At 69.8% G+C, this 23,695-nt stretch carries 24 protein-coding genes; 15 read left to right on the top strand and 9 right to left on the bottom strand.

Annotation, left to right across the window (positions count from 1 at the left end; translation table 11 throughout):
* Positions 1–133 precede the first annotated feature (133 nt).
* The 10 genes from C1877_RS11245 (at position 134) to gluQRS (ending at position 11,704) form a co-directional block, all read left to right on the top strand.
* On the top strand, positions 134–2,173 hold the full coding sequence (locus C1877_RS11245) for a VanW family protein (RefSeq protein WP_220149914.1): 2,040 nt from the start codon (positions 134–136) through the stop codon (positions 2,171–2,173).
* 3 nt (positions 2,174–2,176) lie between these two features.
* Positions 2,177–3,481 carry a phenylacetate--CoA ligase family protein gene (locus C1877_RS11240; RefSeq protein WP_114569208.1) on the top strand — a complete coding sequence of 435 codons (1,305 nt, stop codon included), beginning with the start codon at positions 2,177–2,179 and terminating at the stop codon, positions 3,479–3,481.
* A gap of 3 nt (positions 3,482–3,484) precedes the next feature.
* Entirely contained in the window at positions 3,485–3,913 is a 429-nt protein-coding gene (locus C1877_RS11235; protein ID WP_114569207.1) for an amino acid-binding protein, read from the top strand.
* Positions 3,900–5,294: a D-alanyl-D-alanine carboxypeptidase family protein gene (locus C1877_RS11230; protein WP_227155948.1), complete on the top strand. Its 1,395-nt coding sequence runs from the start codon at positions 3,900–3,902 to the stop codon at positions 5,292–5,294. Before C1877_RS11235 ends, C1877_RS11230 begins: the two co-directional genes overlap by 14 nt.
* 28 nt (positions 5,295–5,322) lie before the next feature.
* Entirely contained in the window at positions 5,323–5,766 is a 444-nt protein-coding gene (locus tag C1877_RS11225) for an FHA domain-containing protein (RefSeq protein ID WP_114569205.1), read from the top strand.
* 809 nt (positions 5,767–6,575) lie between these two features.
* Positions 6,576–8,321, top strand: coding sequence for a thiamine pyrophosphate-dependent enzyme (locus C1877_RS11220; RefSeq protein ID WP_114569204.1), 1,746 nt, complete (start codon positions 6,576–6,578; stop codon positions 8,319–8,321).
* On the top strand, positions 8,314–8,928 hold the full coding sequence (locus C1877_RS11215) for an indolepyruvate oxidoreductase subunit beta (RefSeq protein WP_114569203.1): 615 nt from the start codon (positions 8,314–8,316) through the stop codon (positions 8,926–8,928). The genes C1877_RS11220 and C1877_RS11215 overlap by 8 nt, the downstream gene beginning before the upstream one ends.
* Positions 8,925–9,383, top strand: a complete 459-nt coding sequence (locus C1877_RS11210) for an amino acid-binding protein (RefSeq protein WP_114569202.1) — start codon at positions 8,925–8,927, stop codon at positions 9,381–9,383. Before C1877_RS11215 ends, C1877_RS11210 begins: the two co-directional genes overlap by 4 nt.
* 5 nt (positions 9,384–9,388) lie before the next feature.
* Complete coding sequence (locus tag C1877_RS11205) at positions 9,389–10,753, top strand: phenylacetate--CoA ligase family protein (protein WP_227155946.1); 1,365 nt, start codon at positions 9,389–9,391, stop codon at positions 10,751–10,753.
* 9 nt (positions 10,754–10,762) lie between these two features.
* Positions 10,763–11,704, top strand: coding sequence for a tRNA glutamyl-Q(34) synthetase GluQRS (gene gluQRS, locus C1877_RS11200; protein WP_114569200.1), 942 nt, complete (start codon positions 10,763–10,765; stop codon positions 11,702–11,704).
* A 9-nt stretch (positions 11,705–11,713) separates the two neighbouring features.
* Here the strand turns inward: gluQRS and C1877_RS11195 are convergent, their stop codons facing one another.
* On the bottom strand, positions 11,714–12,250 hold the full coding sequence (locus tag C1877_RS11195) for a hypothetical protein (protein WP_114569199.1): 537 nt from the start codon (positions 12,248–12,250) through the stop codon (positions 11,714–11,716).
* A gap of 210 nt (positions 12,251–12,460) precedes the next feature.
* On the opposite strand from C1877_RS11195, the gene C1877_RS11190 reads away from it, so the two are divergent.
* Positions 12,461–12,889 carry a universal stress protein gene (locus C1877_RS11190; RefSeq protein ID WP_181813841.1) on the top strand — a complete coding sequence of 143 codons (429 nt, stop codon included), beginning with the start codon at positions 12,461–12,463 and terminating at the stop codon, positions 12,887–12,889.
* A gap of 129 nt (positions 12,890–13,018) precedes the next feature.
* Here C1877_RS11190 and C1877_RS11185 read toward each other — a convergent pair whose 3' ends face one another.
* The 4 genes from C1877_RS11185 to C1877_RS11170 form a co-directional block, all read right to left on the bottom strand.
* Entirely contained in the window at positions 13,019–13,525 is a 507-nt protein-coding gene (locus tag C1877_RS11185; RefSeq protein WP_114569197.1) for a DUF3784 domain-containing protein, read from the bottom strand.
* A gap of 144 nt (positions 13,526–13,669) precedes the next feature.
* The gene (locus C1877_RS11180; RefSeq protein WP_015538786.1) at positions 13,670–14,104 is read right to left on the bottom strand and encodes a hypothetical protein; all 435 of its coding nucleotides are present in this window, start codon (positions 14,102–14,104) and stop codon (positions 13,670–13,672) included.
* Between the two features lie 68 nt (positions 14,105–14,172).
* On the bottom strand, positions 14,173–15,144 hold the full coding sequence (locus C1877_RS11175; protein ID WP_114569196.1) for a prenyltransferase: 972 nt from the start codon (positions 15,142–15,144) through the stop codon (positions 14,173–14,175).
* Positions 15,141–16,370 carry an Mbeg1-like protein gene (locus C1877_RS11170; RefSeq protein ID WP_015538785.1) on the bottom strand — a complete coding sequence of 410 codons (1,230 nt, stop codon included), beginning with the start codon at positions 16,368–16,370 and terminating at the stop codon, positions 15,141–15,143. Before C1877_RS11170 ends, C1877_RS11175 begins: the two co-directional genes overlap by 4 nt.
* 40 nt (positions 16,371–16,410) lie before the next feature.
* On the opposite strand from C1877_RS11170, the gene C1877_RS11165 reads away from it, so the two are divergent.
* The 4 genes from C1877_RS11165 to C1877_RS11150 all read left to right on the top strand — a co-directional run bounded on the left by C1877_RS11165 (position 16,411) and on the right by C1877_RS11150 (position 19,492).
* On the top strand, positions 16,411–16,860 hold the full coding sequence (locus tag C1877_RS11165) for an acyl-CoA thioesterase (protein ID WP_041238783.1): 450 nt from the start codon (positions 16,411–16,413) through the stop codon (positions 16,858–16,860).
* Positions 16,857–17,342, top strand: coding sequence for a low molecular weight protein-tyrosine-phosphatase (locus C1877_RS11160; RefSeq protein WP_114569195.1), 486 nt, complete (start codon positions 16,857–16,859; stop codon positions 17,340–17,342). The genes C1877_RS11165 and C1877_RS11160 overlap by 4 nt, the downstream gene beginning before the upstream one ends.
* Positions 17,343–17,356: 14 nt before the next feature.
* A complete protein-coding gene (locus tag C1877_RS11155; protein ID WP_114569194.1) occupies positions 17,357–17,899 on the top strand; it encodes a phosphatase PAP2 family protein in 543 nt (180 codons plus the stop codon).
* A 327-nt stretch (positions 17,900–18,226) separates the two neighbouring features.
* Complete coding sequence (locus tag C1877_RS11150) at positions 18,227–19,492, top strand: RidA family protein (protein ID WP_015538783.1); 1,266 nt, start codon at positions 18,227–18,229, stop codon at positions 19,490–19,492.
* A gap of 140 nt (positions 19,493–19,632) precedes the next feature.
* On the opposite strand, the gene ku is transcribed toward C1877_RS11150, so the two are convergent.
* The 4 genes from ku to C1877_RS11130 form a co-directional block, all read right to left on the bottom strand.
* A complete protein-coding gene (ku, locus tag C1877_RS11145) occupies positions 19,633–20,481 on the bottom strand; it encodes a non-homologous end joining protein Ku (protein ID WP_114569193.1) in 849 nt (282 codons plus the stop codon).
* Positions 20,482–20,933: 452 nt separating this feature from the next.
* Positions 20,934–21,929, bottom strand: coding sequence for a LysR family transcriptional regulator (locus C1877_RS11140; RefSeq protein ID WP_049783977.1), 996 nt, complete (start codon positions 21,927–21,929; stop codon positions 20,934–20,936).
* A 127-nt stretch (positions 21,930–22,056) separates the two neighbouring features.
* Positions 22,057–22,380 carry a 4Fe-4S dicluster domain-containing protein gene (locus tag C1877_RS11135; RefSeq protein ID WP_114569192.1) on the bottom strand — a complete coding sequence of 108 codons (324 nt, stop codon included), beginning with the start codon at positions 22,378–22,380 and terminating at the stop codon, positions 22,057–22,059.
* 5 nt (positions 22,381–22,385) lie between these two features.
* Positions 22,386–23,695 (bottom strand): molybdopterin-containing oxidoreductase family protein (locus tag C1877_RS11130; protein ID WP_147274552.1); only part of this gene is annotated, 1,310 nt, incomplete at its 5' end.

The following is a 23,695-nucleotide window of genomic DNA, read 5'->3' as shown; positions in this document are numbered from 1 at the left end:
ATCGCATGCCGCGTCGGCCCGCAAGGGCGGCGGGTCCCCTGCGCGCAGGCAGGCTTCCCCCTCCTACAACGCCCCCTCGCTCTGGACGAAGGACGCCCCGGGCACATCGTCTGCAGGCGGTCCCGTTCGCCGCGTGCTCGGGTACGCGGGACGGGGGCTGCTGTCCGTGCTCGCGCTCGCAGGGCGCGGGGCAGGCTGGGCCGCGTGCTCCCTCGGCGCGCTGGTGCGCCGCAGCCGCGCGGCGCTGGCCGTGACGGTGCTGGCAGCGGTGCTCGTGGCAGGCGGCGCGGTTGACTTGGGGTTGAACTGGGGGAAGGCCTACGCCGGCGTGAGCATCGGGGAGGTGGACGTGTCCGGCAAGAATGCCGAGGAGATGCGCGCGCTGGTGGAGCAGGCCTACGCCGCGCGCCTCGCGGCGGGCTCCGCCACCGTCTTTGCGAGCGACGACGCCGCAGCGCGGGTCGCCGACGCGGCGGCCCAGGCCGAGGACGAGGCGCTGGCCGAACAGCGCTCCGTGGAGGAGGCGCGGGCGGCCAAGCAGCTGTGGACGGCCGACGCGGCCGCGCTCGGAGCCGTGCTGCCCGCCGAGCAGCTGGTGGGGGAGGCCCTCGCGGTGGGGCGCGAGGAGGGCGGGCTGGGCGCGCGCCTCGCGGCGCTCTTCGGCGGCTGGACCGTCGAGGTGCGGGCCGACTACGACGCGGGCGCGCTGGAGGAGCTGGCCGCCGACATCGACGCGACCGTCGGCAACCCGCGCGTGGACTTCGGCATGGCCGTGGACGCAGGGCAGGCGCGCGTGACGGAGGGGCACGACGGCTCCATGGTCGACCGGGCGGCGTTCGCCCGCGAGCTCGACCGGGCCTACCTTGCGAGCCCGGACGGCAAGGGCTCCTTCGTGGCGCGCGCGGAGTACGCGCCCCTGCGCATCGACGGCGCCGCGGCCCAGGCGGCCTGCGATGCCGTGAACGCCGCCATCGCCGACGGCGCGCGCTTCTCCTGGGCGGGCACCTCATGGGAGGCCTCAGCCGCCGACCTGGGAGAATGGGTGGTTGCCACGCCTGTGGAGCGCGATGGCGGCTGGGTTCTCGCGCCGTCGGTGGACGAGGCGAAGGCGAAACCCGCCATCCTCGCCCACGTGCAGCAGAAGCGCACGGGCGACCCCGTGCACGTGACGTTCGAGCGCGCGGGCGAGGAGGTGCGCGTGCGCACGGACGGCGCGGGCGAGGTGCCGCTTGCGGCCGAGACGGCGCGTGTGCTCGACGCGGCCCTCTTCGGCTCCGGCGACGGCACGGGGGGCGACAGCGGCTCCGCGAGCGCGCACCGGCCCGGCCCCGGGCAGCCCGTCGAGGTGGCGGTGGGCAGCGGCACCGCCCCCGAGACGTCCACGCTCGACGAGGCCGTCTCGCTCGGCCTCGTGGCCGAGATCTCGTCGTACACGACCGAGTTCACGAGCGGCGCGGGCACCGAGAACCGCAACCACAACATCCGCCTCGTGTCCGACCTGTTGAACGACTCCGTGGCCCCGGCGGGCGGCACCTGGTCGTTCAACGGCACGTCGGGCGAGTGCAACGCCGAGCGCGGCTTCCTGGGCGCCGGCGCCATCATCGACGGCGAATATGAAGACGCCGTGGGCGGCGGCATCTGCCAGGTGGCCACCACCGTGTTCAACGCGGTGTACGACGCCGGCTATCCCGTGCCCACGCGCTACAACCACTCGCTCTACATCGCCAGCTACCCGGCCGGACGCGACGCGGCGGTCAGCTGGGACGAGCTCGACCTCGTATGGAAGAACGACGGCGCTTCCGATGTTTTGATGCGCACCAGCTACACCGACACGTCCGTAACCGTTACACTGTACGGAGTCGATCCGGGCTACCGCGTGAGCACGAACGTGGGGGAGTGGACCGAGGGAGAGAAGCACAAGACCAAGACCGAGCGCGACGACTCCATGGCGCCGGGCACGAGCTACGTCAAGACCGCGGGCACCGACGGCAGGAAGATCACGGTGATCCGCACGGTGGCTTCCTCCGACGGAAGCATCTTGCACGAGGACCCGTTCTACTCGACGTACGACCCCGTCACCGAGGTCGTGGTCGCGGGCCCCGAGGCCAAGGAGAAGACGGACGGCGCGGCCGCCGGGGACGACGCCGCGAAGAAGCAGAACGAGGAAAGGTGAGCCGTGTACTACCAGCCAGACATCGAAACCATGCCGCGCGAGCAGCTGCGCGAACTCCAGCTCGAGCGCATGAAGCAGAGCGTCCGCCACGCCTATGACAACGTGGCGTTCTACCAGCAGTCCTTCAAGGAGGCGGGCGTCACCCCCGACGACCTCCAGGCCCTCGAGGACTTGGAGCGCCTCCCGTTCGTCGTGAAGCAGGACATGCGCGACGCCTACCCGTTCGGGCTGTTCGCCGTGCCGCAGAAGGACGTGGCGCGCATCCACGCGTCCTCCGGCACGACGGGCCAGGCCACGGTGGTGGGTCACACGGCGTCCGACCTCAAGAACTGGGGCGACTGCTTCGCCCGCGGCATCGCCATGGTGGGCGGCGACGAGAACTCCACCATCCAGGTGTCCTACGGCTACGGCCTGTTCACGGGCGGTTTGGGCGCGCACGCCGGCGGCGAGGCCATGGGCTGCTCGGTCATCCCCACCTCCTCGGGCAACACGCGTCGCCAAGTGCAGATGATGAAGGACTGCGGCACGGACATCCTTGCCTGCACGCCCTCGTACGCCCTGCTCATCGCGGACACCGCCATCGAGATGGGCTATGACCCGGCCACCGAGTTCAAGATCTCCGGCGGCATCTTCGGCGCCGAGCCTGCGTCGGACAACATGCGCGAGGAGATAGCCTCGAAGCTGGGCATCCAGTACTGCGACGTGTACGGCCTCTCCGAGATCATGGGCCCCGGCGTGGCCATGGAATGCGCGGAACGTGCCGGCCTGCACGTGGCCGAGGACCACTTCTACTGCGAGATCCTGGACCCCGAGACGCTCAAGCCCGTGCCCGACGGCGAGTGGGGCGAGCTCGTCATCACCACGCTCACCCGCGAGTGCTGCCCGCTCGTGCGCTACCGCACGCGCGACGTCACCCGCATCATCTCGGAGCCGTGCGCGTGCGGGCGCACGCACCGCAAGATCGACCAGCTGCGCGGCCGCACCGACGACATGCTCATCATCCGCGGCGTGAACGTGTTTCCCTCGCAGATCGAGCAGGTCATCACCGGCTTCCCGGAGATCGCTACGCACTACCAGATCATCCTCACCACGCGCGGCCCGCTCGACCACGTGGAGCTGCAGGTGGAGACGGTTCCCGACTTCCCCATCGACGAGGTGCGCAAGATCGAGGACCTGAAGCGCCGCCTGGGCGTGGAGCTGAAGAGCAACCTGCAGGTATCGGTGGAGGTCAAGATCGTCGAGCCGAAGACCATCGCCCGCAGCGAGGGCAAAGCGAAGCGCGTCATCGACCAGAGGGAAGGGAAGTAAGCCATGATCGAGCAGCTGACCGTGTTCCTGGAGAACGAGAAGGGCCGCCTGGCCGCCGCGTGCCAGACCCTCGCCGACGCCGGCATCAACATGCACGCGCTGAACCTGGCCGACACGGCCGACTTCGGCGTCGTGCGCATGCTGTGCGACACGCCCGAGGCGGCGTCCGGCGCGCTCAAGGCCGCCGGCTACCGCGCGGCCGTGACCCCCGTGCTGGGAGTGCGCGTGCCCAACGTGCCCGGCGGGCTGGCGAGGCTGCTCTCCTTCATGGATGAGCAGGAGGCCAACATCGAGTACGGCTATTGTTTTTCCGTGAACGACGACGTCGCCATTGACGTGCTCAAGGTGGACGGCGATAGTGGGATCGAGGAGAAGCTGACCGCTGCCGGCTTCGAGCCGGTACGACCCGAAGACATCTATGAGCTTGACTAGCAAGATGACAACTGCTTGGAACAAGCGGCGCGCGAGCCTTGTGGCTTGCGCGCTCGTTTTCGCGCTGGCCTGCGGCGTTGCCGTGCCTGTGCCCGCGCTCGCCGACGTGCGCAAGGCCGACGTCGTCTACGGGCAGACGGTGGACGCGCGCGGCCTCTCGGTGGCGCAGTGCCCGAACATCGATGCGGAGTACGCGCTCGTCATGGATGCGGACGGCACCGTCTACTTCGAGCGCAACGCCACGAGCCCCACGCAGATCGCGTCCATCACGAAGGTCATGACGGCCATCGTGGCGCTCGATGCCGTGGCCTCCGGCGCCGTGTCGCTCGACTCGACCGTGACCGTCTCGGCGGCCGCCGCCGCGGTGGGCGAGTCGTCGGCGGGGCTGCAGGAGGGCGACGCCATGCCGCTCGAGGTGGCGCTCAAGGCGCTGCTCGTTCCGTCGGGCAACGATGCGGCCGTGGCCATCGCCGAGACGGTCGGCGGCAGCGAGGACGCGTTCGTGGCCGCCATGAACGCGAAGGCGGCGGAGCTCGGCTGCACCGACACCGTGTTCGAGAACCCCCACGGCCTGGACGACGGCGAGTTCGCCGGCGACCAGCACAGCTGCGCGGCCGACGTGGCGAAGATGGCCCGCTACGCCATGAGGAACGAGACGTTCCGGGCCATCGTGGGCGGCGGCGACACGGGCATCGTGGTGGACCGCGCCGACGGCACGAGGGCCACCATCGAGCTGGAGTCCACCGACGAGCTCATGGACTACTACGACAAGGCCATCGGCATCAAGACCGGCTTCACGGCGCTCGCGGGCCCCTCGTTCGCCGGCGCGGCGAGCAACGGGGAGAAGGAGCTCTACGCCATCGTCATCCACTCGACGTCCGAGACGCAGCGCTTCAACGACGCCGAGACGCTGTTCGAATGGGTCTACGAGCACGAGAGGGACTACCCGCTGGCCAACAGCACGCAGACGGCCTCAATGACGGTGGGCGGCCAGACGTCCGAGGTGCCCGTGGTGGCCGAGGTGCCGCACGCGGACTGGATCGACAAGACCGTGAAGGCCACGCTCTCCGACCCCGAGGCCTCGGTGCGCATATTCGACCTGAACGGCAACGTGAGCCAGTCGCTCGAGTTCGACGAGGTCAGGGGCGATGTGCATGCCGGCGACAAGGTGGGCACGATCACGTTCAAGCAGCGCAACGCCACCGTGGCCACGCTCGACCTCGTGGCCTGCGAGGACGTGGCGGCGCCCGACGTGTTCCAGGGCATTGGCATCTGGTGGGACCGCCTGTTCAGGGGCCTGTCCGGCCAACCGCAGACCGCCTCGGCCGTCACGTTGAACGAGACGCCGCTCGTCGTGGACAAGACCGCCGTCGTCGGCTAGCCGACGCACCCGATAGAAGGAGCCGCACATGACCGAGAAATGCCCCGTATGCAACAACGAGCTGGCGCCCGACGATGCGGCGTGCCCGCACTGCGGCTTCAAGCTGCTCGGCTCCACGCAGCGCTTCGCCCCCGTGGCGCTGCCCGACGAGTCGTTCTCGCCCGAGGCCAAGCCCGCCGCCGCGGCCGCCCTGCGCGTCGTGCGCGGGCCGCAGACCGGCGTGTCCATCCAGCTGGGCGACGCGCCTCAGACCATCGGCCGCAGCCCCCAGCGCGATGTGTTCCTGAACGACATGACCGTGTCGCGCGAGCACGCGCTCATCGAGCCGTGCGAGGGCGGCTACGCCATCCGCGACACGAACTCCTTCAACGGCGTGTGGGTGAACAACGACAGCGTGGACGCCCCGCGCAAGCTGCAGGACGGCGACGTGATCCAGATCGGCGCCTTCTGCCTGCTGTACCAAGAGGAGTAGGGCCCGCCCGCAGGCGGTAGCGCGAGGCCGCCCACCGGCGGCCGCCGAGCCCATGCGCGCGCCGAGGGCGAGTCGGCCGTGATCTTCGCCTATCGGCCGGCCGCCCCGGCGCCTGCCAGCCGGTTCTCCCTCGTCATCGCCGAGCGCTTCCTTCGCCAGCCCCCTGCACCCTCATCCATCGGCCGTACCCTCGTTGGCAACCAGCCATCGGCCGCGCTATCAGCCGCATGCCCTCCACCTATCAGCCAGTTGCCCTCGGTATCAACCGGCGAGGCCCCTTCTTTTCACCAGCCGGCCGGGGCCGTGCGGACGAGGGCGGCCGCCCCGGCGCATGCGGTCGACCTCCGGGACATCCCGGTGCGCCGGGGCGGCTCTCATCGCCCGCACGGCCCCGGCCGGCTGGTGAAAAGGGGAGCCACTTCCTCCTTCCTTCTCCGCGAAGCACCGCGCTTCCGCATGCGCTCGTAAACATGACTGTCAAGATAATGGACAAGATCGGAGGCCGTGGCACGACCTCCGCGCATCGTGCGTTGTCGTGGCTCCCGCGACCTGGGGCTTTCCCGATGTTGCTCGTGCGGCGGCGTAGAAAACGCGCCATAAGCTCCGATCTCGTCCCGGAGGTAGCGTTTCCGCATAGCTGACGGGCCGAAAGCCCTCGCCGCTGTTCCCGAAGCGCCTGCGCCCGTGCGGCGCGCCGGCGGGGGCGCCCCCTTCCGCTGATTTCCTCCGCCTGCGACGGTTGAGCGGGCTGCTCGGCGTTCGTTGCCGTATAATTCGCCATGGTAATCTGAAGCGGGGGAAGGTCGCTTATGGAACTGATGTCAGGAAACGAAGCCATCGCCCAGGGGGCATGGGAGGCCGGCGCGCACATCGGCGTGGCCTATCCCGGCACGCCCTCTACCGAGACGCTCGAGGCGTTCGCGAAGATGGACGGCGTGTACGCCGAATGGTGCGTGAACGAGAAGGTGGCCGTGGAAGTGGGGGTGGGGGCCTCCGCCGCGGGCGCGCGCGTGCTCTCCACCATGAAGCACGTGGGCGTGAACGTGGCGGCCGACCCGCTGTTCACCGCCGCCTACACGGGCGTGGGGGGCGGCCTGGTGGTGCTGGCGGCCGACGATCCCGGCATGTACTCGTCGCAGAACGAGCAGGACTCCCACTGGTACGCCCGCGCGGCGCACATCCCCATGCTCGACCCCGCCGACTCAGCCGAGGCGCTGCGCTTCACGCGCGAGGCCTACGAGCTGTCCGAGCGCTTCGACGTGCCGGTCTTCATCCGCTCCACGGTGCGCGTGTCGCACACGAAGACGCCGGTGGAGCCCGGACCGCGCGCCGAGGCGCCGCTCAAGCCCTACGAGAAGGACGCGGCGAAGTGGGTCATGATGCCCGCCTTCGCCAAGCCGCGCCGCCGCGACCAGCTCGCGCGCGTGGAGGCGCTGGGGGAATGGGTCGAGACCTGCCCCTATAACAAGGTCGTGCGGCGCGGGAGCGCCGTGGGCGTCGTGTGCGCAGGTGCCGTGTACCAGCACGTGACGGAGGCGCTGCCTGACGCGTCGGTGTTCAAGCTGGGCTGCACCTGGCCGCTGCCCGCCGAGGCGCTGCGCGCCTTCGCCGGGAGCGTGGAGGCGCTCTACGTGGTGGAGGAGGCCTCCGAGTACCTGGCCGAGGGCGTGCGCGCGCTCGGCATCCCGGTAGCCCCGTTCGCGCGCCCGCTGCCGGCCGACGGCGAGCTCACCCCCGGCCTTATCCGCGCCGCCTTCGGGCTCGCGGAGCCCCCGCATGCCCCGGCGCCCGAGGGCCTGCCCGGCCGCCCGCCGGCGCTCTGCCCCGGCTGCCCGCACCGCCTGGTGTTCAAGGAGCTCACGCGCCTCAAGGCCATCGTCACGGGCGACATCGGCTGCTACACGCTGGGCGCGCTGCCGCCGCTGTCCGCCATGGACACGTGCGTGGACATGGGCGCGTCGGTGTCGATGGCGCACGGCTTCGAGCTGGCGCTGGCAGGGACGGAGCACCGCCCCGTGGTTGCCGTCATCGGCGACTCCACGTTCGCGCACTCGGGCCTGTCATCGCTCATCTCCACCGTGTACAACCGCTGCGGGGGCACGGTGTGCGTGCTCGACAACCGCACGACGGCCATGACGGGCCGCCAGGGCAACCCCTTCAACGGCGAGACGCTGCAGAAGCGCCCGAGCCGCGAGCTGGACCTGGAAGGGGTCGTGCGCGCTCTCGGCGTGGGGGACGTGCGCACCGTCGACCCGCACGACGCGCGTGCCGTGCGCGCGGCGCTGAAGGATGCAACCGGCACAGGCGAGCTGTCCGTGCTCGTGTTCCGCGCGCCCTGCGTGCTGCTCGAGCGCACGCGCAAGCCGGCCTACCTGGTGACGGGCGCCTGCACGGCATGCGGCGTGTGCCCGACGCTCGGCTGCCCGGCCATCGCGAAGGACGCCGAGACGGGACGGGCCTCCATCGACCCGGGCCTGTGCATCGGGTGCGGCCAGTGCGCCCAGTACTGCGCCTTCAACGCCATCGAGCAGCCGGAAGGGGGCTCCCATGAGTAACGTGAAAGCGACCACCGTCCTGCTCTGCGGCGTGGGCGGCCAGGGCACCATCCTGGCGGCCGACCTCCTGGCCCATGCGGCGCTTGCGGCCGGCACGTCGGTGAAGGTGTCGGAGATACACGGCATGGCCCAGCGCGGCGGCGCCGTGACCACCGTGGTGCGCTTCGGCGACGAGGTGCCCTCCATGGTGTGTGACCCCGGAACGGCCGACTGCGTCGTGTCGTTCGAGACGACCGAGGCGCTGCGCAACCTGCCGTTTTTGGCCGAGGACGGCTACCTGCTGGTGGCCGACGAGGCCATAAAGCCGCTGCCCGTGGCCACCGGGCGCGCCTCCATGCCCGCCCATGCGCGCGAGACGCTGGCCGACCTGGGCGCCACGCTCATCCCGGCGGGCCAGCTGGCCCGCGAGGCGGGCAGCGCCAAGTCGGTGAACGTCGTGCTGCTGGGCGCGCTGTCCACGCGGCTGCCGTTCGCCCTCGAGGCGTGGGAGCGCATCGTGGCCGACCGCGTGCCGCCGAAGACGGTGGAGGCGAACCTGGCGGCGTTCCGCGCCGGCCGCGCGTTCGCCCTGCCTGCCGACGAGAAAGAGGAGGTGCGGGAAGCATGAGCGTTCAGCAGATCAGCGTGTTCCTGGAAAGCCAGCCGGGGCACCTGCGCCGCGTGCTCGACGCGTTCGAGGACGCGCACGTGAGCGTGCGCGGCTACAGCGCGTCCGACACGGGCGACTACGGCATCGTGCGCTTCATCGTGGACGACCCCCTGCGCGCGCTGGACGTGCTCGTGGACATGGGCGCCGCCGCCACGACGACCGACGTGCTGTGCGCGCGCCTGAACGACGAGCCGGGCGAGCTCGCGCGCGTCATGGGCGTCATGGCCGACTGCGGCATCAACGTCACGTACAGCTACTCGCTCATCTCCACCTACATCGCGCTGTCCGTGAAGGACCTCGCGCGCGCCGAGCAGCTGCTGGCGGGCGAGCCGGTGGAGCTCATCGGGCAGGACGACCTGGCGCGCTCCCTCGGCCCCGACGGCCTTGCCGCCGCGTGCGGCGAGGGGCGGTGAGCGCCGTGGCCGACCTGACTGCGAAGGGGGCCGCCCTCGCGGCGGCCCGTGCTGGCAACTTCGCCGACCTGCCCGTGTACGACCGCGCCAGGGAGTGCGCGCCGCGCGAGGAGATCCGCGCGCTCCAGCTGGAGAAGCTTAAGGCCCAGGTGGCCTGGACCTACGAGCGCGTGGCGTGGTACCGCGAGCGCATGGACGCCCTCGGCGTGGCCCCGGGCGACATCCGCACGCTCGAAGACGTGCAAAAGCTCCCGTTCACGGACAAGTCCGTGCTGCGCGACACGTTCCCCTACGGCCTGTTCGCCGTGCCGCTGGACGAGGTCGTGGAGCTGCATGCGTCCTCCGGCACGACCGGCAAGCCCATCGTGGTGGGCTACAACGCCCACGACATGGACGTGTGGAGCGACTGCATCGCGCGTTTGGCGCAGATGGCGGGCGTCGTACCCGGCGACCGCGTGCAGATGGCGTTCGGCTACGGCATGTTCACCGGGGGCTTCGGGCTGCATTACGGCTGCCAGAAGCTCGGCTGCATGATGATCCCCGCCGGCTCCGGCAACACCGAGCGCCACATCGCCATGATCGGGGACTACGGCACCACGGTGCTCATCGCCACGCCCTCCTACGCGCTGCACCTGTGCGAGGTGGGGGAGCGGCTCGGCTTCGACTGGGAGGCGTCCACGCTGCGCGTGGGCCTGTTCGGCGGCGAGCCCTGCCCGCCGGGCCTCAAGGCCGAGATCGAGGAGCGCATGCACATCGTGTGCACCGACAACTACGGCCTGACCGAGGTCATGGGCCCGGGCGTGTCGGGCGAGTGCCTGGCCAGCCGCGACATGCAGCATATCGCCGAGGACCATTTCCTGTGGGAGGTCGTGGACCCCGAGACCGGCGAGCCGGTGGGCGAGGGCGAGATGGGCGAGCTCGTGCTCACGCCGCTCGACAAGCAGGCCATCCCCGTGCTGCGCTACCGCACGCACGACCTGACCCGCGTGGTATGCGAGCCCTGCGCCTGCGGCCGCACGAGCGCGCGCATGCAGAAGGTGCGCGCCCGCTGCGACGACATGCTCATCATCCGCGGCACGAACGTGTTCCCGAGCCAGGTGGAGGACGTGCTCTCCGGCATCCAGGGCGTCACGCCGCACTACCGCATCGTCGTGGAGACGGTGAACGGCCTGGACCGCATGACGGTGCACGTGGAGCTGAAACCCGAGGCGTTCTCCGACTCGTACCAGGAGATGGAGGACTTGCGCCGTTCCATCGAGGAGAGGCTCAAGGGCGTGCTTCTGGTGGGCGTGCGCGTTAAGCTGGTGGAGCCCGGCGGCATCGAGCGCACGACCGGCAAGGCCAAGCACGTGGAAGACCTGAGGAAGTAGGGGTCCCGCATGACCGCCGTCACTCCACCCGCTCCCGTCGTCGGGCGGTTTGCGCCGTCGCCGACGGGGCGGATGCATGCCGGCAATGTGTTCGCGGCGCTTGCGGCCTGGCTCGTGGCGAAGTCGCAGGGCGGGAAGGTCGTGCTGCGCATCGAGGACCTCGACGCCGAGCGATCGAAGCCCGCCTACATCGACGCGGTGCAGCGCGACTTCGAGGCGCTCGGCCTCACCTGGGACGAGGGGCCGTACTTCCAGCACAGCCGCACGGAGGCCTATCGCGCCGCCTTCGACGAGCTGGCCGCGCGCGGGCTCGTGTACCCCTGCTTCTGCACGCGCGCCGACCTGCACGCCGCCTCGGCGCCGCATCGGGGCGAGAAGCCGGTCTACCCGGGCACCTGCCGGGGGCTTTCCGCTGCAGAGCGCGCCTCGCGTGCGCTGGAGCGCACGCCCGCCCAGCGCCTACGGGTGCCCCACGAGGAGGTGGCGTTCACCGACCAGGTGCAGGGCCCCTATGCGCAGAACCTCGTGCAGGACTGCGGCGACTTCCTCGTGCGCCGCTCGGACGGGGCGTTCGCCTACCAGCTGGCCGTGGTGGTGGACGATGCCGAGCAGGGCGTGAGCTCGGTGGTGCGCGGCGTGGACCTTCTGTGCTCGACGCCGCAGCAAATCCACCTGCAGAGCTTGCTGGGGCTGCCGCACCCGGACTACGCGCACGTCCCGCTGCTCGTCGCCGAGCGCGACCGGCGCCTCTCGAAGCGCGACCGCGACGCCGCCCTCGACGCGCTGCTCGCGCGCTTCAAGACGCCCGCCGCCGTCATCGGCCGTATCGCCGGTCTCACCGGCCTCGCGCCCACCTGCGACCCCGCCACCCCCGAGGAGCTGCTGGGAACGTTCGACCTCGCCGCCCTGCCGACGGCCTTCCCCGACCTCGTGCAGGTGCGCTGGGAATAGGGGCTCGACCTACAGCCCGGCGAACAAGATGCCCACGAGGGCGATGACGGCTATGACGACCAGGGTGAACAGGATGGTGGCGAGGGGCAGGTGATCGAGGCGCGCGGCGTGCGCGCGGGAGGCCATGGGGGAATCCTCCGAGGAGGCGCCCTCCTTGGGTCGGTCGGGCCGCTGCACGATGAAGAACCACACCATGGCGACGAGCAGGGCCACGAACGCCACGTTGTTGACCAAGGTGGCCGCCGAGGCGAGCAGGGCGTTGCCGGCCAGCTTCGCCCCCTCGAACGCGAGCAGCGTGGCCACGAGCACGCAGGCCGCGAGCAGCACGACGGCCATGCGCCGCCCCATCTTGCGGATGCCGCCCGCGCCGGAGGGCCCGGCCTCGGACCCGCCGCAGCCGGCGGCGCTCTCGGCCTCCTCGGCGGCTGCGGCGCCTCCCGCCACGAGGAACAGCCACTTCCCCCTCCAGAACATGAACGCTGCCAGCGCGAACGCGACGAGTGCCGCCGCGGCCGCCGCAAAGGCGGCGAGAGTGGTGCCATCCATTCGAAACCTCGCAGTCTTGGATCGTGCCCTTGGTTGCCTTCGGCTTGATTATAGCGTTCTTGCCGAAGGGGAGGGGCGACTGCCGATGGGTTCTCGGGAGATTGCGGGCATGGTAGAATGAGGGCAACGAGCAAGATGCCTGATGGGCTGCGGGTTCGCGCGACCTCGGGCACGGGAGAAAGCGGGACTGCTATGGGTTACGGAGCGATCTTGGTCGCATACGATGGTTCGGCACCCTCGAACCGTGCATTGGCGGACGCTCTCGAGCTCGTTGAATGCGGGCTGGGCACGCGAGTGGTGGTGCTGAGCGTCAGCGATCCTCTGAAAATGGAAGATCCCGCGTTCGTGGCCGCAGCGCGCGCTGCAGGCGTGCTGCTGTCGCTCGGCGGCGACGAGAAGGCGAGCCTCGAAGCCCTCAAGGAGCAGGTTGCCGACCGCATCGCGGAGCACGAGGGCGTGGTCGACCTGCGCGTGGCGTTCGGGAAGCCCCAGGAGGCCATCGTCCGCGAGGCGGCTCAGGAGCCCTGCGGCCTCATCGTCATGGGCAGCCGCGGACTGGGCGCCATCAAGGGCATGCTCGGCAGCGTGAGCACGGCCGTGCTCCACGCCTCCCCCGTGCCGGTGCTCATCACGAAATAGCCCGCAGGCGTGCCGGCACCCGCGCGCCCCGCCTGCACGGTCCCGGCGCAACCCAACGCGTTCGCCTTAGGAGCGTGCGGCCGCCCCGCGGAAGGGGCGGAAGGCGAGCAACGACCGGAAAGGCCGCGCTCAGCCGGCTGCCAAGGGAACCACGACCAGCATGACGAGCAGGTAGATTCCCAGAATGGCGAGGAGCACGCGGCCGGACAGGCGGTCGAGCCTCCGGTCCTCGGCTGTCCGGGAATCTTCCCTCGCGCCCTCCTGTCCGCAGCGTGCCTTGCGCCCTTGGACATTGGACCATACTACGACCCAGATGCAGGGAACGACGATGCCGACTATGCCCGCCGCGACCAAGGCGTCGGACACCGCCCCGGCCGACGGGCCTCCCGCCGCCTCGACGAACGAGGAGGCGGCGAGCGCCGCAAGGGAACCGCAACAGCAGAGCATGACCACGCCCATGCGGCGCCCGAGGGCGCGCTGAAAGGGGCTTTTCTGCTCCTCGTCGGACACGAGGTTATTGCCGGCGATGAGCCGCAGCCACTGCCCATGCCAGAACTTCCAGCCCAATACCGCGAAGAGGGCGAACGTCGCGAGCCAGAACACGACTCCCACCAGGTGCTTCCCGAACTCCTCCATCGGCCCCCCCCCCTCTCAGTGTCCAACCGGTCGCACCAGTATAGCGAAGCGCCGTTGCGAGGCGCGCCGAGCAATCAAGCATCGGCAGGGCGGCATGAATCGCATTGCAGGTCAGCTGTGGCCAGCCGCAAAGCGGGCGTGCCGTCAGGCAAACAGCAGCGACAGGGCGGTGAGCACGGCGCAGGTGGCTGCGAGGGTGACGACTAGGCGCGAAGAGCCGCCGGCGAAGTAGGGGCGGCCGTGCGCCTTGCAGTGGAAGGCCACGGTCCATACGACGAAGGCCCCGTACGCCACGAGCGCCACGCCGCTCACCACGAAGCCCGCCTGCGCGAACAGGGCGCTGCCGGACAGCCGTCCCATCTCGGAGGCCATGAGCGTGGCGACTGCCGCGAAGCAGGCGACCATGACCCAGGAGAGGTGCCGGCCCGTCTCGCGGGTGCCGGCAGGAAAGAACGTGCCCTTCTTCGTGCGCTCGGGCCGGGCCACGAGGAACTGCCAGCGGCCGTTCCACAGCTGGACGGCCAGCAGGGCCGACGCGACGAGCAGCAGGGCCCCCACGGCGAAACGGACGATCTCCATAGCGCCTCCTCCTAGATTCTGACGTGCCGCTCCGATAGCGCCCTGCGCACCGGAACCGGCTGCGGTTCCTACACGGCGAGCACGGTCCCGCTCGCCAGGATGGCGGCGGCGTAGAACGCACCGAGCGCCACGTTCACGCTGCACACCTGCGCCATGGCGCCCACGCGGGCGGGCGGCGCCAGCGGGTTCTTCAGCAGCGCGCCCACGAGCGGCCAGGCGGCCAGCAGCATGAAGGGCACCACCACGAGGCCACCTGTGAAGAACACGGCCACGAGCGCCACGATGGCGGCGATCCACGCGAGGAGCACCGCGTGGTAGAGCCGGCGCGCCCGCTCGCGGCCCAGCAGCACGGACAGCGTGCGGCGCCCGGCCTCCACGTCCTTCTCCACGTCGCAGGTGTTGTTCGTGAACATGATGAGGCCCACGCCCAGCACCGTGGGCACGGCCCACAGAAGCGCCCGCAGGTCGAACGTGCCCGTAAGCGCCTGGTAGCACGCAAGCGGGATGAGGCCGCCCATGACGAACCCGCTCACCAGCTCGCCGACGGGCAGGTAGGAGAGGGGCGTCCTGCCCGCCGAGTACAGCACGACGACCACGGCGCCCACGGCGCCGATGGCGAGGGGTATCCAACCCGCAATCCAGATCACATAGGCGCCGACCAGGAACGCCGCCGCAAGGAAGCCCACGGCCAGCGCGAGCGCCGCGCGGGGGTTCACGTTGTTGTACACGAGCACGGCATCGGTGGGGTCCACGTTGTCGTCGGCGGAATCAGCCCCCTTCACGTAATCGTAGTAGTCGTTGAACGTGTTCACGGCCGACTGCATGAGCACGCAGATGGTCAGGAGCGCGCACGCCATCGTCACGGACACGCCCCCCGTTGCCGCCGCAGCGGCGGCAACGGCCACGAGCGCCGGCAGGATGGCCGCCGGCCACGTGTGCGGCGCGGCCAGCTGCAGCGCCATGCGCGCGGAAAGCCGGCCGTAGGGCGCCTGCCGCCCCGCGTCTTCCCCGATGCCGCCCGCTGCCGATACCTCGCTCATTGCCTTCGTCCTTTCCGATCGTACGCCTCGCGCCGCCGCGCCAGCCAGGTGGACGGGGACGGCCTGAAGCGCCTGACGGTCTCGTCTTTCAATATGCCACCCAAGCTGCCGAGCGTCTTCCAGATGAAGCTCTTCGTCTCGGCGTCCAGCTTCGTGCCCGAGCCCAGCAACCGCCGCGTGTTCGCGAAAAGGCCCTCCTGGAACTCGGCCCACGTGCTGGCCTCCGTGGAGGCGAACAGCTCGTAGATGGTGTCGATGAACCGCTCGCGCTCGGCCGGCGTCTTGCCGCGCAGCCATGCGTCCAGCGCCTCGTCGAAGAACACGGCCGCGCGGTTGAGCGCATCCTGGTACACGAAGTCGTCGCCGTCCACCTGCCAGGAGAACGGCTCGTGCTGGAACACCGAGAGTGCCGAGGACTGCACCACACGGTAGTCGGGCCGCCGCTCCAAGATCATGCCGAACGCGGAGGACTCGGGAACCGTCTTGTGCAGCAGCGTTGCGAAGCGCCCGTCGTGGATGCGGGGCGACGGATCGTCCAGAAACGAGGGCCCGTCGTGGTTGTAGACGCCCGCGAGCCGCGCGTAGGCGCCCTCGTCGACCACGAGCGCCGCGAACTCGGCGAGGTTGCCGCCCTTGGAATGACCGCAGGCCACAAGCGGCCCCTCCACGGCCGACGCCACGCCCGAGAGGTAGGCGGCCGCCGCGCGCTGGGAGGGGATGACCTCCTTGAAGCAGAGGTTGAAGTCCTCCTTCCAGCCCGCGAAGCTGCCGTCGGTCCCGCGGAACGCCAGGCAGGCGAACTCGTCTCGCCCGGCACGCATCCCGCAGGCCCGTCCCTCGTAAGGCGCGCCCTCCGCCTGGGCGGCAACGCGCCCGGGGACGACGAACGTCGTTGCCGAGAACTGCTTCTCCACGGCATCCGAGCGCTCGTTGGCGTAGAAGGCCAGCTCCACGCCGCGGAAGCGCCGGCTGGCCATGAGGACGTGCAGGAACGCGCGCGTGTCCTTCGCGTCCTCCAGCCAGCTTGCGCACGTGAGCGTGCGCCAGTCGGCGAGCGCCAGCACGTCGTGCAGGAGCACGCGCTCGGGCGACGAGGGGTCCACGAGCCCGCACGCCTCGTAGTTGAAGTAGCAGAGCGTGGAGAACACGAGGCTGTCGACGGGGTTGAACGGTGATTCCGCGAACGTTCGCTGGTTTTCCTGGATATACGATACGATATTGCCCATAGGACCATGGTACCAAAACGGAAGGGACGTGAGAGCGGCCATGCGGGTTTGCACGCCAATAACCATACGCTACGGCGAGACGGACATGATGGGCGTCGTCTACCATGCCAACTACCTGCTGTACTTCGAGGACGCGCGCACGGCGTTCCTCGAGGCTATCGGGTACCCTTACGCGCGCATCGAGGAGGCGGGCTTCATGTCGCCGGTGACGCACATGGAGTGCGACTACCGCGAGCCGCTGCGCTACGGGGAGGGGGCGGTCGTGCGCACGCGCGTCGTGTCGTCGCGCCCGACGAAGACCGTGTACGCCTACGAGGTGTTCCGGGAAGGGCAGGACAGGAACGTTGAGAGGCCGTGCTGCACGGGACGCAGCACGCATTGCCTCGTGGACGCCGCCACGTTCAAGCCCGTGAGCCTCAAACGCTGCCTGCCCGACCTGTACGGGCGCTATGCGGAGGTGCTCGAGCCGGACGAGGGGGAGGGCCGATGAGCGCGCCTTTCCGCATCCTGTTCGTGTGCCACGGCAACATCTGCCGGTCCCCGATGGCCGAGTTCGTCATGAGGGACCTTGTTCGGCGGCGCGGCTTGGCCGGAAGTTTCTCCATCGCCTCGGCCGCCACGCACGACGACGAGATAGGCAGCCCCGTGCATCCCGGCACGCGCGCCGTGCTGGAAGCGCAGGGCATCGACTGCTCGGGCAAGGCCGCCCGCCGCCTGCGCCGCGCCGACGCCGACGAGTGGGACCTGTTCGTGGGAATGGACGAGGCGAACATGCGCGATATGCGCCGCCAGCTGGGACGCGGGGCCGAGGGGCGCTGCCGCAAGCTGCTGGAGTACGCCGGCTCCGAACGCGACGTGGCCGACCCGTGGTACACGGGCGATTTCGACGCGACCTACGACGACGTGCTCGCCGGGTGCACGGGGCTCCTGTCCGCCCTCGTCGCCCGCGAGGGCGCCGGCGGGCGCGGCTAGGGCGGGGGCCGCGCGTGGACATCGCCATCCTCGACCTCATCCAGGTGCACCTGCGCTCGCCGCTCATGGACGCGCTCATGCTCGCGGCCACGCACCTGGGCGACCTTGCGCTCGTGTGGCTTGCCGCCGGCGCCGTGCTGGCCGCCCAGCCGCGGTACCGCCGCTACGGGGCAGCCGTGCTGCTTGCCGTGGCAGCCACGGCGGTGCTCGGCATGCTCGTGCTGAAGCCGTTGTTCGGGCGCGTGCGTCCGTTCGAAGCCTACGGCTTCATGGGCCTGCTCGTCCCGCCGCCCGCCGGCAACTCGTTCCCCTCGAACCACTCGATGGTGTCGTTCGCGGCCGCGGCCGCGCTCTGCTGCGTGCCCGGCAGGGGCCGCCTGTCCGTGGCGCTCAAGGCGGCGGGCGTGGCGCTGGCGTGCCTCATCGCCTTCTCGCGCCTGTACCTCTACGTGCACTACCCGAGCGACATCCTCGTAGGCGCCGTGGTGGGCGCGGCCGTGGGCGTCCTGTCGGTCCGGCTCGTGCTGTGGCTCTGGCCCGAGAAAACGCCGTCCTGACCCCGCCCGCGCCCTGCGCCGGCCCCGCGCGCAAGGCTAATCGGTGAGCGGTAGGTACCATAATCCTGCATGAAACGGGGGCCGCGCCCCCGGATTTCCGCATAGGCCCCGCAGGGCCTTCCAGAATTTGCGGTAAACGGTCGGTCGACGGTTTTTCCGCTGGTCAGTAAATCATTCGAAAAGTGTTTTGTGCAGATGCACAAAACGATATAATGCAGCCCTCGCGTAAAGGGAGGGCCTGGCAGGGCCGTCCTTCCGCGAGGGCGCGGGCCCCTGGGGCCGAGCAGCGCAACCGAAAAGCGAGCACTCGAGAAAGCAGGTACCTCAATGAGCGGTGACAACGTAGTCCTGGCACGGAACGTGGAAGGTGCGCCCGCAAGCCCCCTGCACGCGCAGACCGTGGCGTTCTCCCATTACAACAACCTGTCGGCCCAGCTTCCCCTCGACCCCGAGACCGGCGAGCTCGTCGAGGGCGGCGCCCTTGAGCAGGCCGCCCAGTGCCTCGAGAACCTCGAGGCCGTGGCGGAGGGCATCGGGCACACGCTGGGCGACGTGGCGCGCCTCACCGTGTTCGTGCGCGACATCCGCGACCTGGACGCCGTCGACGAGGCGTTCCGGGCCTACTTCCCAACCTACGTGCCCGCCCGCACGAACCTCGCCGTGGCGGCGCTGCCCCTCGACGCGCTCGTGCAGGTGGAGGCGCTCCTCACGAACGGCGAGGGCACCATCCCGAACGAGCCCCAGGCCGGCGACCTCGTGAAGTACGTGAACAACACGCACAACGCCCCCTACGACGCCCTGTCGTCCCAGACCGTGGCCTTCTCGCACTACAACAACGTGACGGCCCAGCTGCCCCTCGACCCCGTCTCGAACCAGATCGTGGCCGGCGGCGCCGCCGAGCAGGCCGTCCAGTGCCTGAAGAACATCAAGGCCATCCTCGCGAGCATCGACGTTCCCTTCGACGACATCGTCAAGGTGACCGTCTTCCTGAAGGACCTCTCCGACCTCGACGCCGTGGACGAGGCGTACCGGCGCTTCTTCCCCGACTCGGGCATCGCGCGCGCCGTGGGCTACCTGCCCGCGCGCACGGTGGTGGAGGCGGCCGAGCTTCCGATGCACGCGCTCGTGCAGATCGAGGCCGTGGTGTCGCACGGCGACGGCACCCCGCCGCAGGAGGTGGAGGCCCGCCACGGCCTGATCATCGAGGCGAACAACACCGACGCGGCTCCCGTGAGCGCGCTGTCCACCCAGTCCGTGGCCTTCTCGCACTACAACAACATCTCCGCGCAGATCGGCCTCGACCCCGCAACCGGCGAGCTCGTTGCCGGCGGCGCCGCGGCGCAGGCCGAGCAGGCGTGCAGGAACATCCAGGCCATCATCGAGAACGTGGGCCACACGATGGACGACGCCGTCAAGGCGAACGTCTACCTGCGCGACTTGGCCGACCTGGCCGCCATCGAGGACGTGTACGCCCGCTACTTCCCCGGCGCCCCCGCGCGCCGCGTGGTGGGCGTGTCGAACCTGCCGATGGGCGCCCTCGTGCAGATCGACGCCATCTTCGGCAACGCCGAGGGCACGCCGCCCGTGGCCTAGGCGCCGCCGAACTTCCTTTCGCTCCCTCTCTCTCCTCGGAAAGCCCCCGGTTGCTGCTGCAGCCGGGGGCTTCTCTCCTGCGGGGGGGGGATCAGGCGCAGCGGGGCATGCCCGCATGTCTTTAGGCTGGCGGGCGCGGGTCAGCCGGCGCGCTTCGCGGGGGGCTTGCGCTTCGGCTTGGGCGCCTTCGCGCTCTCGGCGCTGCCCGCTTTCGCTCCTCCGGCATCCTCCCCGGTGCGGGCCTTCAGGCTGGCGGCGAGGGCGTCCATGAGGTTGATGACGTTCGCGGGCTGGGGGCTGTGCTTCTCGGGGGTCACCTGCTTGCCGGCTATCTTGTCCTGGATGAGGCCCATGAGCTTCTCCTGGTAGGCGTTCTTGAAGCGGGCGGGGTCGAACGGCTCGGCCATGCTCTCCACCAGGCGGCGCGCCATGTCCAGCTCCGCGTCGTCCACGGCGGGGCGCTCGGCCGGCTTCGGGAGGTCGCGCACCTCGCTTTGGTAGTGCAGCGTCATCATGACCAGGTCGTCGCCGTAGGGGATGAGCGCCAGCGGCGTCTCGGAGTTGCCCAGCACCGTGGTGCCGATGGCGGCCTTGCCCTCCTCGACCATGGCCAGGCGCAAAAGCTCGAGCGGCTTCTCGCCGCCGGGCTGGGCCCTTACCTGGTAGGGCTTCTCGAAGTAGACGGGCGGCACCTCCTGCAGATCCACGAACTGCACGATCTTCATGGCACGGTCGGCATCGGTCTTGATGGCGTCCAGCTCCTCGTCGCTCACCACCACGTACTTGCCCTTCTCGTACTGGTAGCCGCGCACGATGTCGTCCGGGCCCAGCTCGCGGTTGCAATCGGGGCACGTCTTCACGTAGCGCACGCGCTGCATGCTCTCCTTCGCCAGCTGGTTGAAGCGCACGGCATCGTCCTGGGTGGCGGGATAGAGCTCCACCGGTATGTAGACGAGGCCGAAGGCGATCGCGCCTTTCCTTCCTGCCATGGAGCCTCCTGTCGGTCGGGGATCGGCCCGATAGCGGCCGGGCCTGCATCGTAGCGCAGCGCGGTTCGGGCCGTCGCCGCAGGCAGCGCTGCCGAGGACGACCTGCTGCTGAAGCGGTGATGGCGCGTTGACGGATCGGCTGCGGTTGCAGGCGGCCGTGCGGCGAAGGGCCATGCCGGGCCCCGCCTTGCCGTTGCCGGCAACGGGCGGCAAAGAAAGGGCCGGCCCTCTCGGACCGGCCCCGTTCGCGCGCTGTGCTTTAAGCAAGGCGCCGTATGAGCGAGATGCAGAACGCGGCGCCTGCGAAGCACAGCAAGGAGATCGAGTATCCCATTGGTTCCTCCTTGCATCCAGAACCCTCCCTGTCAGGTTCTGCTACCCGGACTATAGCACGCGCGCGAGAGTACGGGTAAGCCCGCGATGCCCGCCGTAACCTTCCGGTTTTCAATCTGTTACGGACGGCCGGGCCCGCCGGAGAACGAGGCCCTCGGCGACGCGGGCGGGAGCCGCAGCGAGGGAAGCGCGTCGGGGCCGCTGCGGGCGAGGAAGTCCTCCTTGCCGAAGCCCTCGCAAGCCTGCTCCAGAAAGTCGACGAACGACGTGATGGCGCCGGTCTCCTTCGACCTCTTCCACACGGCCCCCGCGCAGATCTCCATGTTCTCGTCCGCGAGCGGCACGAACTCCACGTTGCCGTTGCCGAACACGCGCAGGTGGTCGAGCGCTATGGCCACGGCGCCAGCCGTCACGAGCGTGGCCATCATGGCGCCCACGTCCTCGAAACCGGCCGGGCGCACCTCGGCGCCGGCGTTGCGCAGCTTCACGTGCATCTGCTCGAGCATGCTCTTGGAGCGGTTGAAGTGAGGCACGACCACCCGCTCGCCGCGCAGGTCGGCGATGCTCACCGACGCTCGCTTGGCAAGGCGGTGCCCCACGGGCACGGCCAGCATGTAGCGGTCCTCGTACAGGCGGCGGTAGCAGAACTTCGCGCCTTGTATGCCGTCCTGGTAGATGGAAAGCCCCACGTCGATCTCGTTCTCGTTGAGCGCCTTCTGTATGTTGGCCAGCTCCATGGTGCGGAAATGGAAGTCGACGTCGGGGTGCTCTTTGCGGTAGCTGCGGCACACGAGCGGCAGGAACGAGCCGAACGAGCCCTCCAAGAAGCCGATGCGAACGACCGACGACACGCCGTCGGCGTACTGGGACAGGCGCTCGAGCGCGCGCTCGTAGTCCTCCACGATGCGCTGGGCGTCCTGCTGGAACAGCCGGCCCGCCTCGGTGAGGCGCACCGAATGGCGGTCGCGCACGAACAGGAGCGCGCCCAGCTCCTTCTCGAGGCTCGATATGTGCCCTGAGAGCACCGACTGCGAGATGAAGAAGCTCTTCGCCGTCTCGGTGAAGTTCAGGTTGGACGTGAGCAGCAAAAACTCGTATAGCGTCTCGATGCGCAAGGCAAACCCCCTTTGTCTACCCAGCATTGTAGCGTATCGGACGATGGCGGGGGAGGAGCCCCCGCGGCCGCACGGGGCGGTGCGGGAAGCGCGTTGCGCCAGCCGCACCGCCCGGCCGGGACGCCTCCTAGGTGAACAGCGCCACCTTGCGCTTGTCCACCTTGGCGCCCAGCTCCTCGAGCGTGCCGTAGTACAGGCAGCCCGCCTGGCAGTGCTGCACGCAGGTCGGCGCCTTGCCGGCCGCCTGCCGGCGTGCGCAGCGGTCGCAGCGGTCGGTGGGGACGGGCACGAACTCGTACTGCCAGCGGCGCTCGTCCAGCTGGTCGGGGCCTATCTGGGTCAGCTTGATGCCGAACCGGTCGGGCGCCAGGCCGTGCTCCTGCTGGCAGGCTATCTCGCAGGTGTGGCACCCCGTGCAGAACTCGTAGTCGACGGCCAGGTACTTGCGCATGGTCCTCACTCCTCGATCCTATCGATGCGGCACAGCTGCGACTTGTACGACGCGCCGAGCCCCGACTTGCCCGGCCGCATGGGCACGAGCTGGTTGATGTTGCTCTCGAGCGTGCCGAACAGCGTGCCGTCCTCGGGCCCGCGCTCGGGGAACCACCAGCCGTGGTCGGCCGACACCGTGTCTTTGCGGATGCGCACGGTGGTATGGGCGCGCAGGCGGGCGGAGCCCAGGTTGTTCGAGATGGTGCACCAGTCGCCGTCGGCGATGCCGTAGGCTGCCGCCGTCTCGGGATGCACGAGGAACTCGGGCTCGGGGTGCAAGCGGCGCATGGACGGGCTCTGGCGGTGCTCCGAATGGAAGAACCCCCATTTGCGGGCGCCTGTGGTGAGCACGAGCGGGTACTTCTCGGCCAGGTCGGGCGCCGACACCGGGCTCTCGGGCGGCTCCTCGTAATCGGCCAGGGGCGACAGGCCGAAGTGCAGCATCTCCGGGCAGTAGAAGTTGTAGCGGCCGGTGGACGTGGCGAAGCCGGGCGTGCCGTCGGGTCGCAGCAGCCCCTTCTCGTACTTCCGGTACTCGAATTCGGGGTAGGCCCACGCGCGCTCCTTGAGCGAGTCGTAGGTGAACCCGGTGCTGCGCAGCAGGTAGTCGTAGAAATCCTGCTCGGAATCCCAGGGCCGATGGTCGCGGCCAGCGAAGCGGTCGCCCAGCTCGTAGATGATGCGCTGGTCCGACTTGCACTCGCCCAAGGGCTCCACGGCCTGCGCGATGGCGCCGAGCGCGTAGGGCTGGTGCCCGGTGATGCCGATGCGCTCCGCGAAGCACGCGGCGGGCAGCAGCACGTCGGCGCAGGCGAGCGCCGTGGGGGTGAGGAACAGGTCCACCACCACGTTGAACTCCATCTTCTGCAGCGCGGGCAGGATGCGCTGGGGCTGGGCGCCCATGCAGGCGATGGCGTTGTTCTGCATCATGAACATGGCCTTGATGGGGTAGGGCTCGCCCGTCTCCATGGCCTCGAGCAGGGCGTCGGGGCTGATGCCGTTCATGGCCTCGAGGGCCTTGTAGCCGCCGTGGTTCTTGCGCTCGGGATGGGGGATGGGCTCGGAGCACTCGTCCCACACCGAGCCGCGCGGCGACCAGGTGACCGACATGCCGAAGGCGGGGTCGGCGGCGAGCATGCCGCCCGGGTTCTCGAAGTTGCCGGTGAGCGCCATGAGGTCGAAGCACGCCATGCCGGTGATGAAGCCCTCGGAGGTGTGGTCCATCGCCACGCCCCACTGCAGGCAGCACGACTTCGCGCGGCCGATCTTGCGGG

The organism is Gordonibacter pamelaeae (assembly GCF_003340385.1).
Taxonomy (GTDB): domain Bacteria; phylum Actinomycetota; class Coriobacteriia; order Coriobacteriales; family Eggerthellaceae; genus Gordonibacter; species Gordonibacter pamelaeae.
The sequence above is the reverse complement of the archived record's forward strand: the minus strand, read 5'-3'. Positions and strand labels throughout refer to the sequence as shown.

Coding starts and splice junctions, on each gene's coding strand:
- C1877_RS11230 (WP_227155948.1), top strand. CDS start 3,900: ATGAGCTTGACTAGCAAGATGACAACTGCTTGGAACAAGCGGCGCGCG.
- C1877_RS11180 (WP_015538786.1), bottom strand. CDS start 14,104: ATGGAGATCGTCCGTTTCGCCGTGGGGGCCCTGCTGCTCGTCGCGTCG.
- gluQRS (WP_114569200.1), top strand. CDS start 10,763: ATGACCGCCGTCACTCCACCCGCTCCCGTCGTCGGGCGGTTTGCGCCG.
- C1877_RS11220 (WP_114569204.1), top strand. CDS start 6,576: ATGGAACTGATGTCAGGAAACGAAGCCATCGCCCAGGGGGCATGGGAG.
- C1877_RS11195 (WP_114569199.1), bottom strand. CDS start 12,250: ATGGATGGCACCACTCTCGCCGCCTTTGCGGCGGCCGCGGCGGCACTC.
- C1877_RS11150 (WP_015538783.1), top strand. CDS start 18,227: ATGAGCGGTGACAACGTAGTCCTGGCACGGAACGTGGAAGGTGCGCCC.
- C1877_RS11175 (WP_114569196.1), bottom strand. CDS start 15,144: ATGAGCGAGGTATCGGCAGCGGGCGGCATCGGGGAAGACGCGGGGCGG.
- C1877_RS11215 (WP_114569203.1), top strand. CDS start 8,314: ATGAGTAACGTGAAAGCGACCACCGTCCTGCTCTGCGGCGTGGGCGGC.
- C1877_RS11235 (WP_114569207.1), top strand. CDS start 3,485: ATGATCGAGCAGCTGACCGTGTTCCTGGAGAACGAGAAGGGCCGCCTG.
- ku (WP_114569193.1), bottom strand. CDS start 20,481: ATGGCAGGAAGGAAAGGCGCGATCGCCTTCGGCCTCGTCTACATACCG.
- C1877_RS11160 (WP_114569195.1), top strand. CDS start 16,857: ATGAGCGCGCCTTTCCGCATCCTGTTCGTGTGCCACGGCAACATCTGC.
- C1877_RS11210 (WP_114569202.1), top strand. CDS start 8,925: ATGAGCGTTCAGCAGATCAGCGTGTTCCTGGAAAGCCAGCCGGGGCAC.
- C1877_RS11185 (WP_114569197.1), bottom strand. CDS start 13,525: ATGGAGGAGTTCGGGAAGCACCTGGTGGGAGTCGTGTTCTGGCTCGCG.
- C1877_RS11170 (WP_015538785.1), bottom strand. CDS start 16,370: ATGGGCAATATCGTATCGTATATCCAGGAAAACCAGCGAACGTTCGCG.
- C1877_RS11225 (WP_114569205.1), top strand. CDS start 5,323: ATGACCGAGAAATGCCCCGTATGCAACAACGAGCTGGCGCCCGACGAT.
- C1877_RS11135 (WP_114569192.1), bottom strand. CDS start 22,380: ATGCGCAAGTACCTGGCCGTCGACTACGAGTTCTGCACGGGGTGCCAC.
- C1877_RS11165 (WP_041238783.1), top strand. CDS start 16,411: ATGCGGGTTTGCACGCCAATAACCATACGCTACGGCGAGACGGACATG.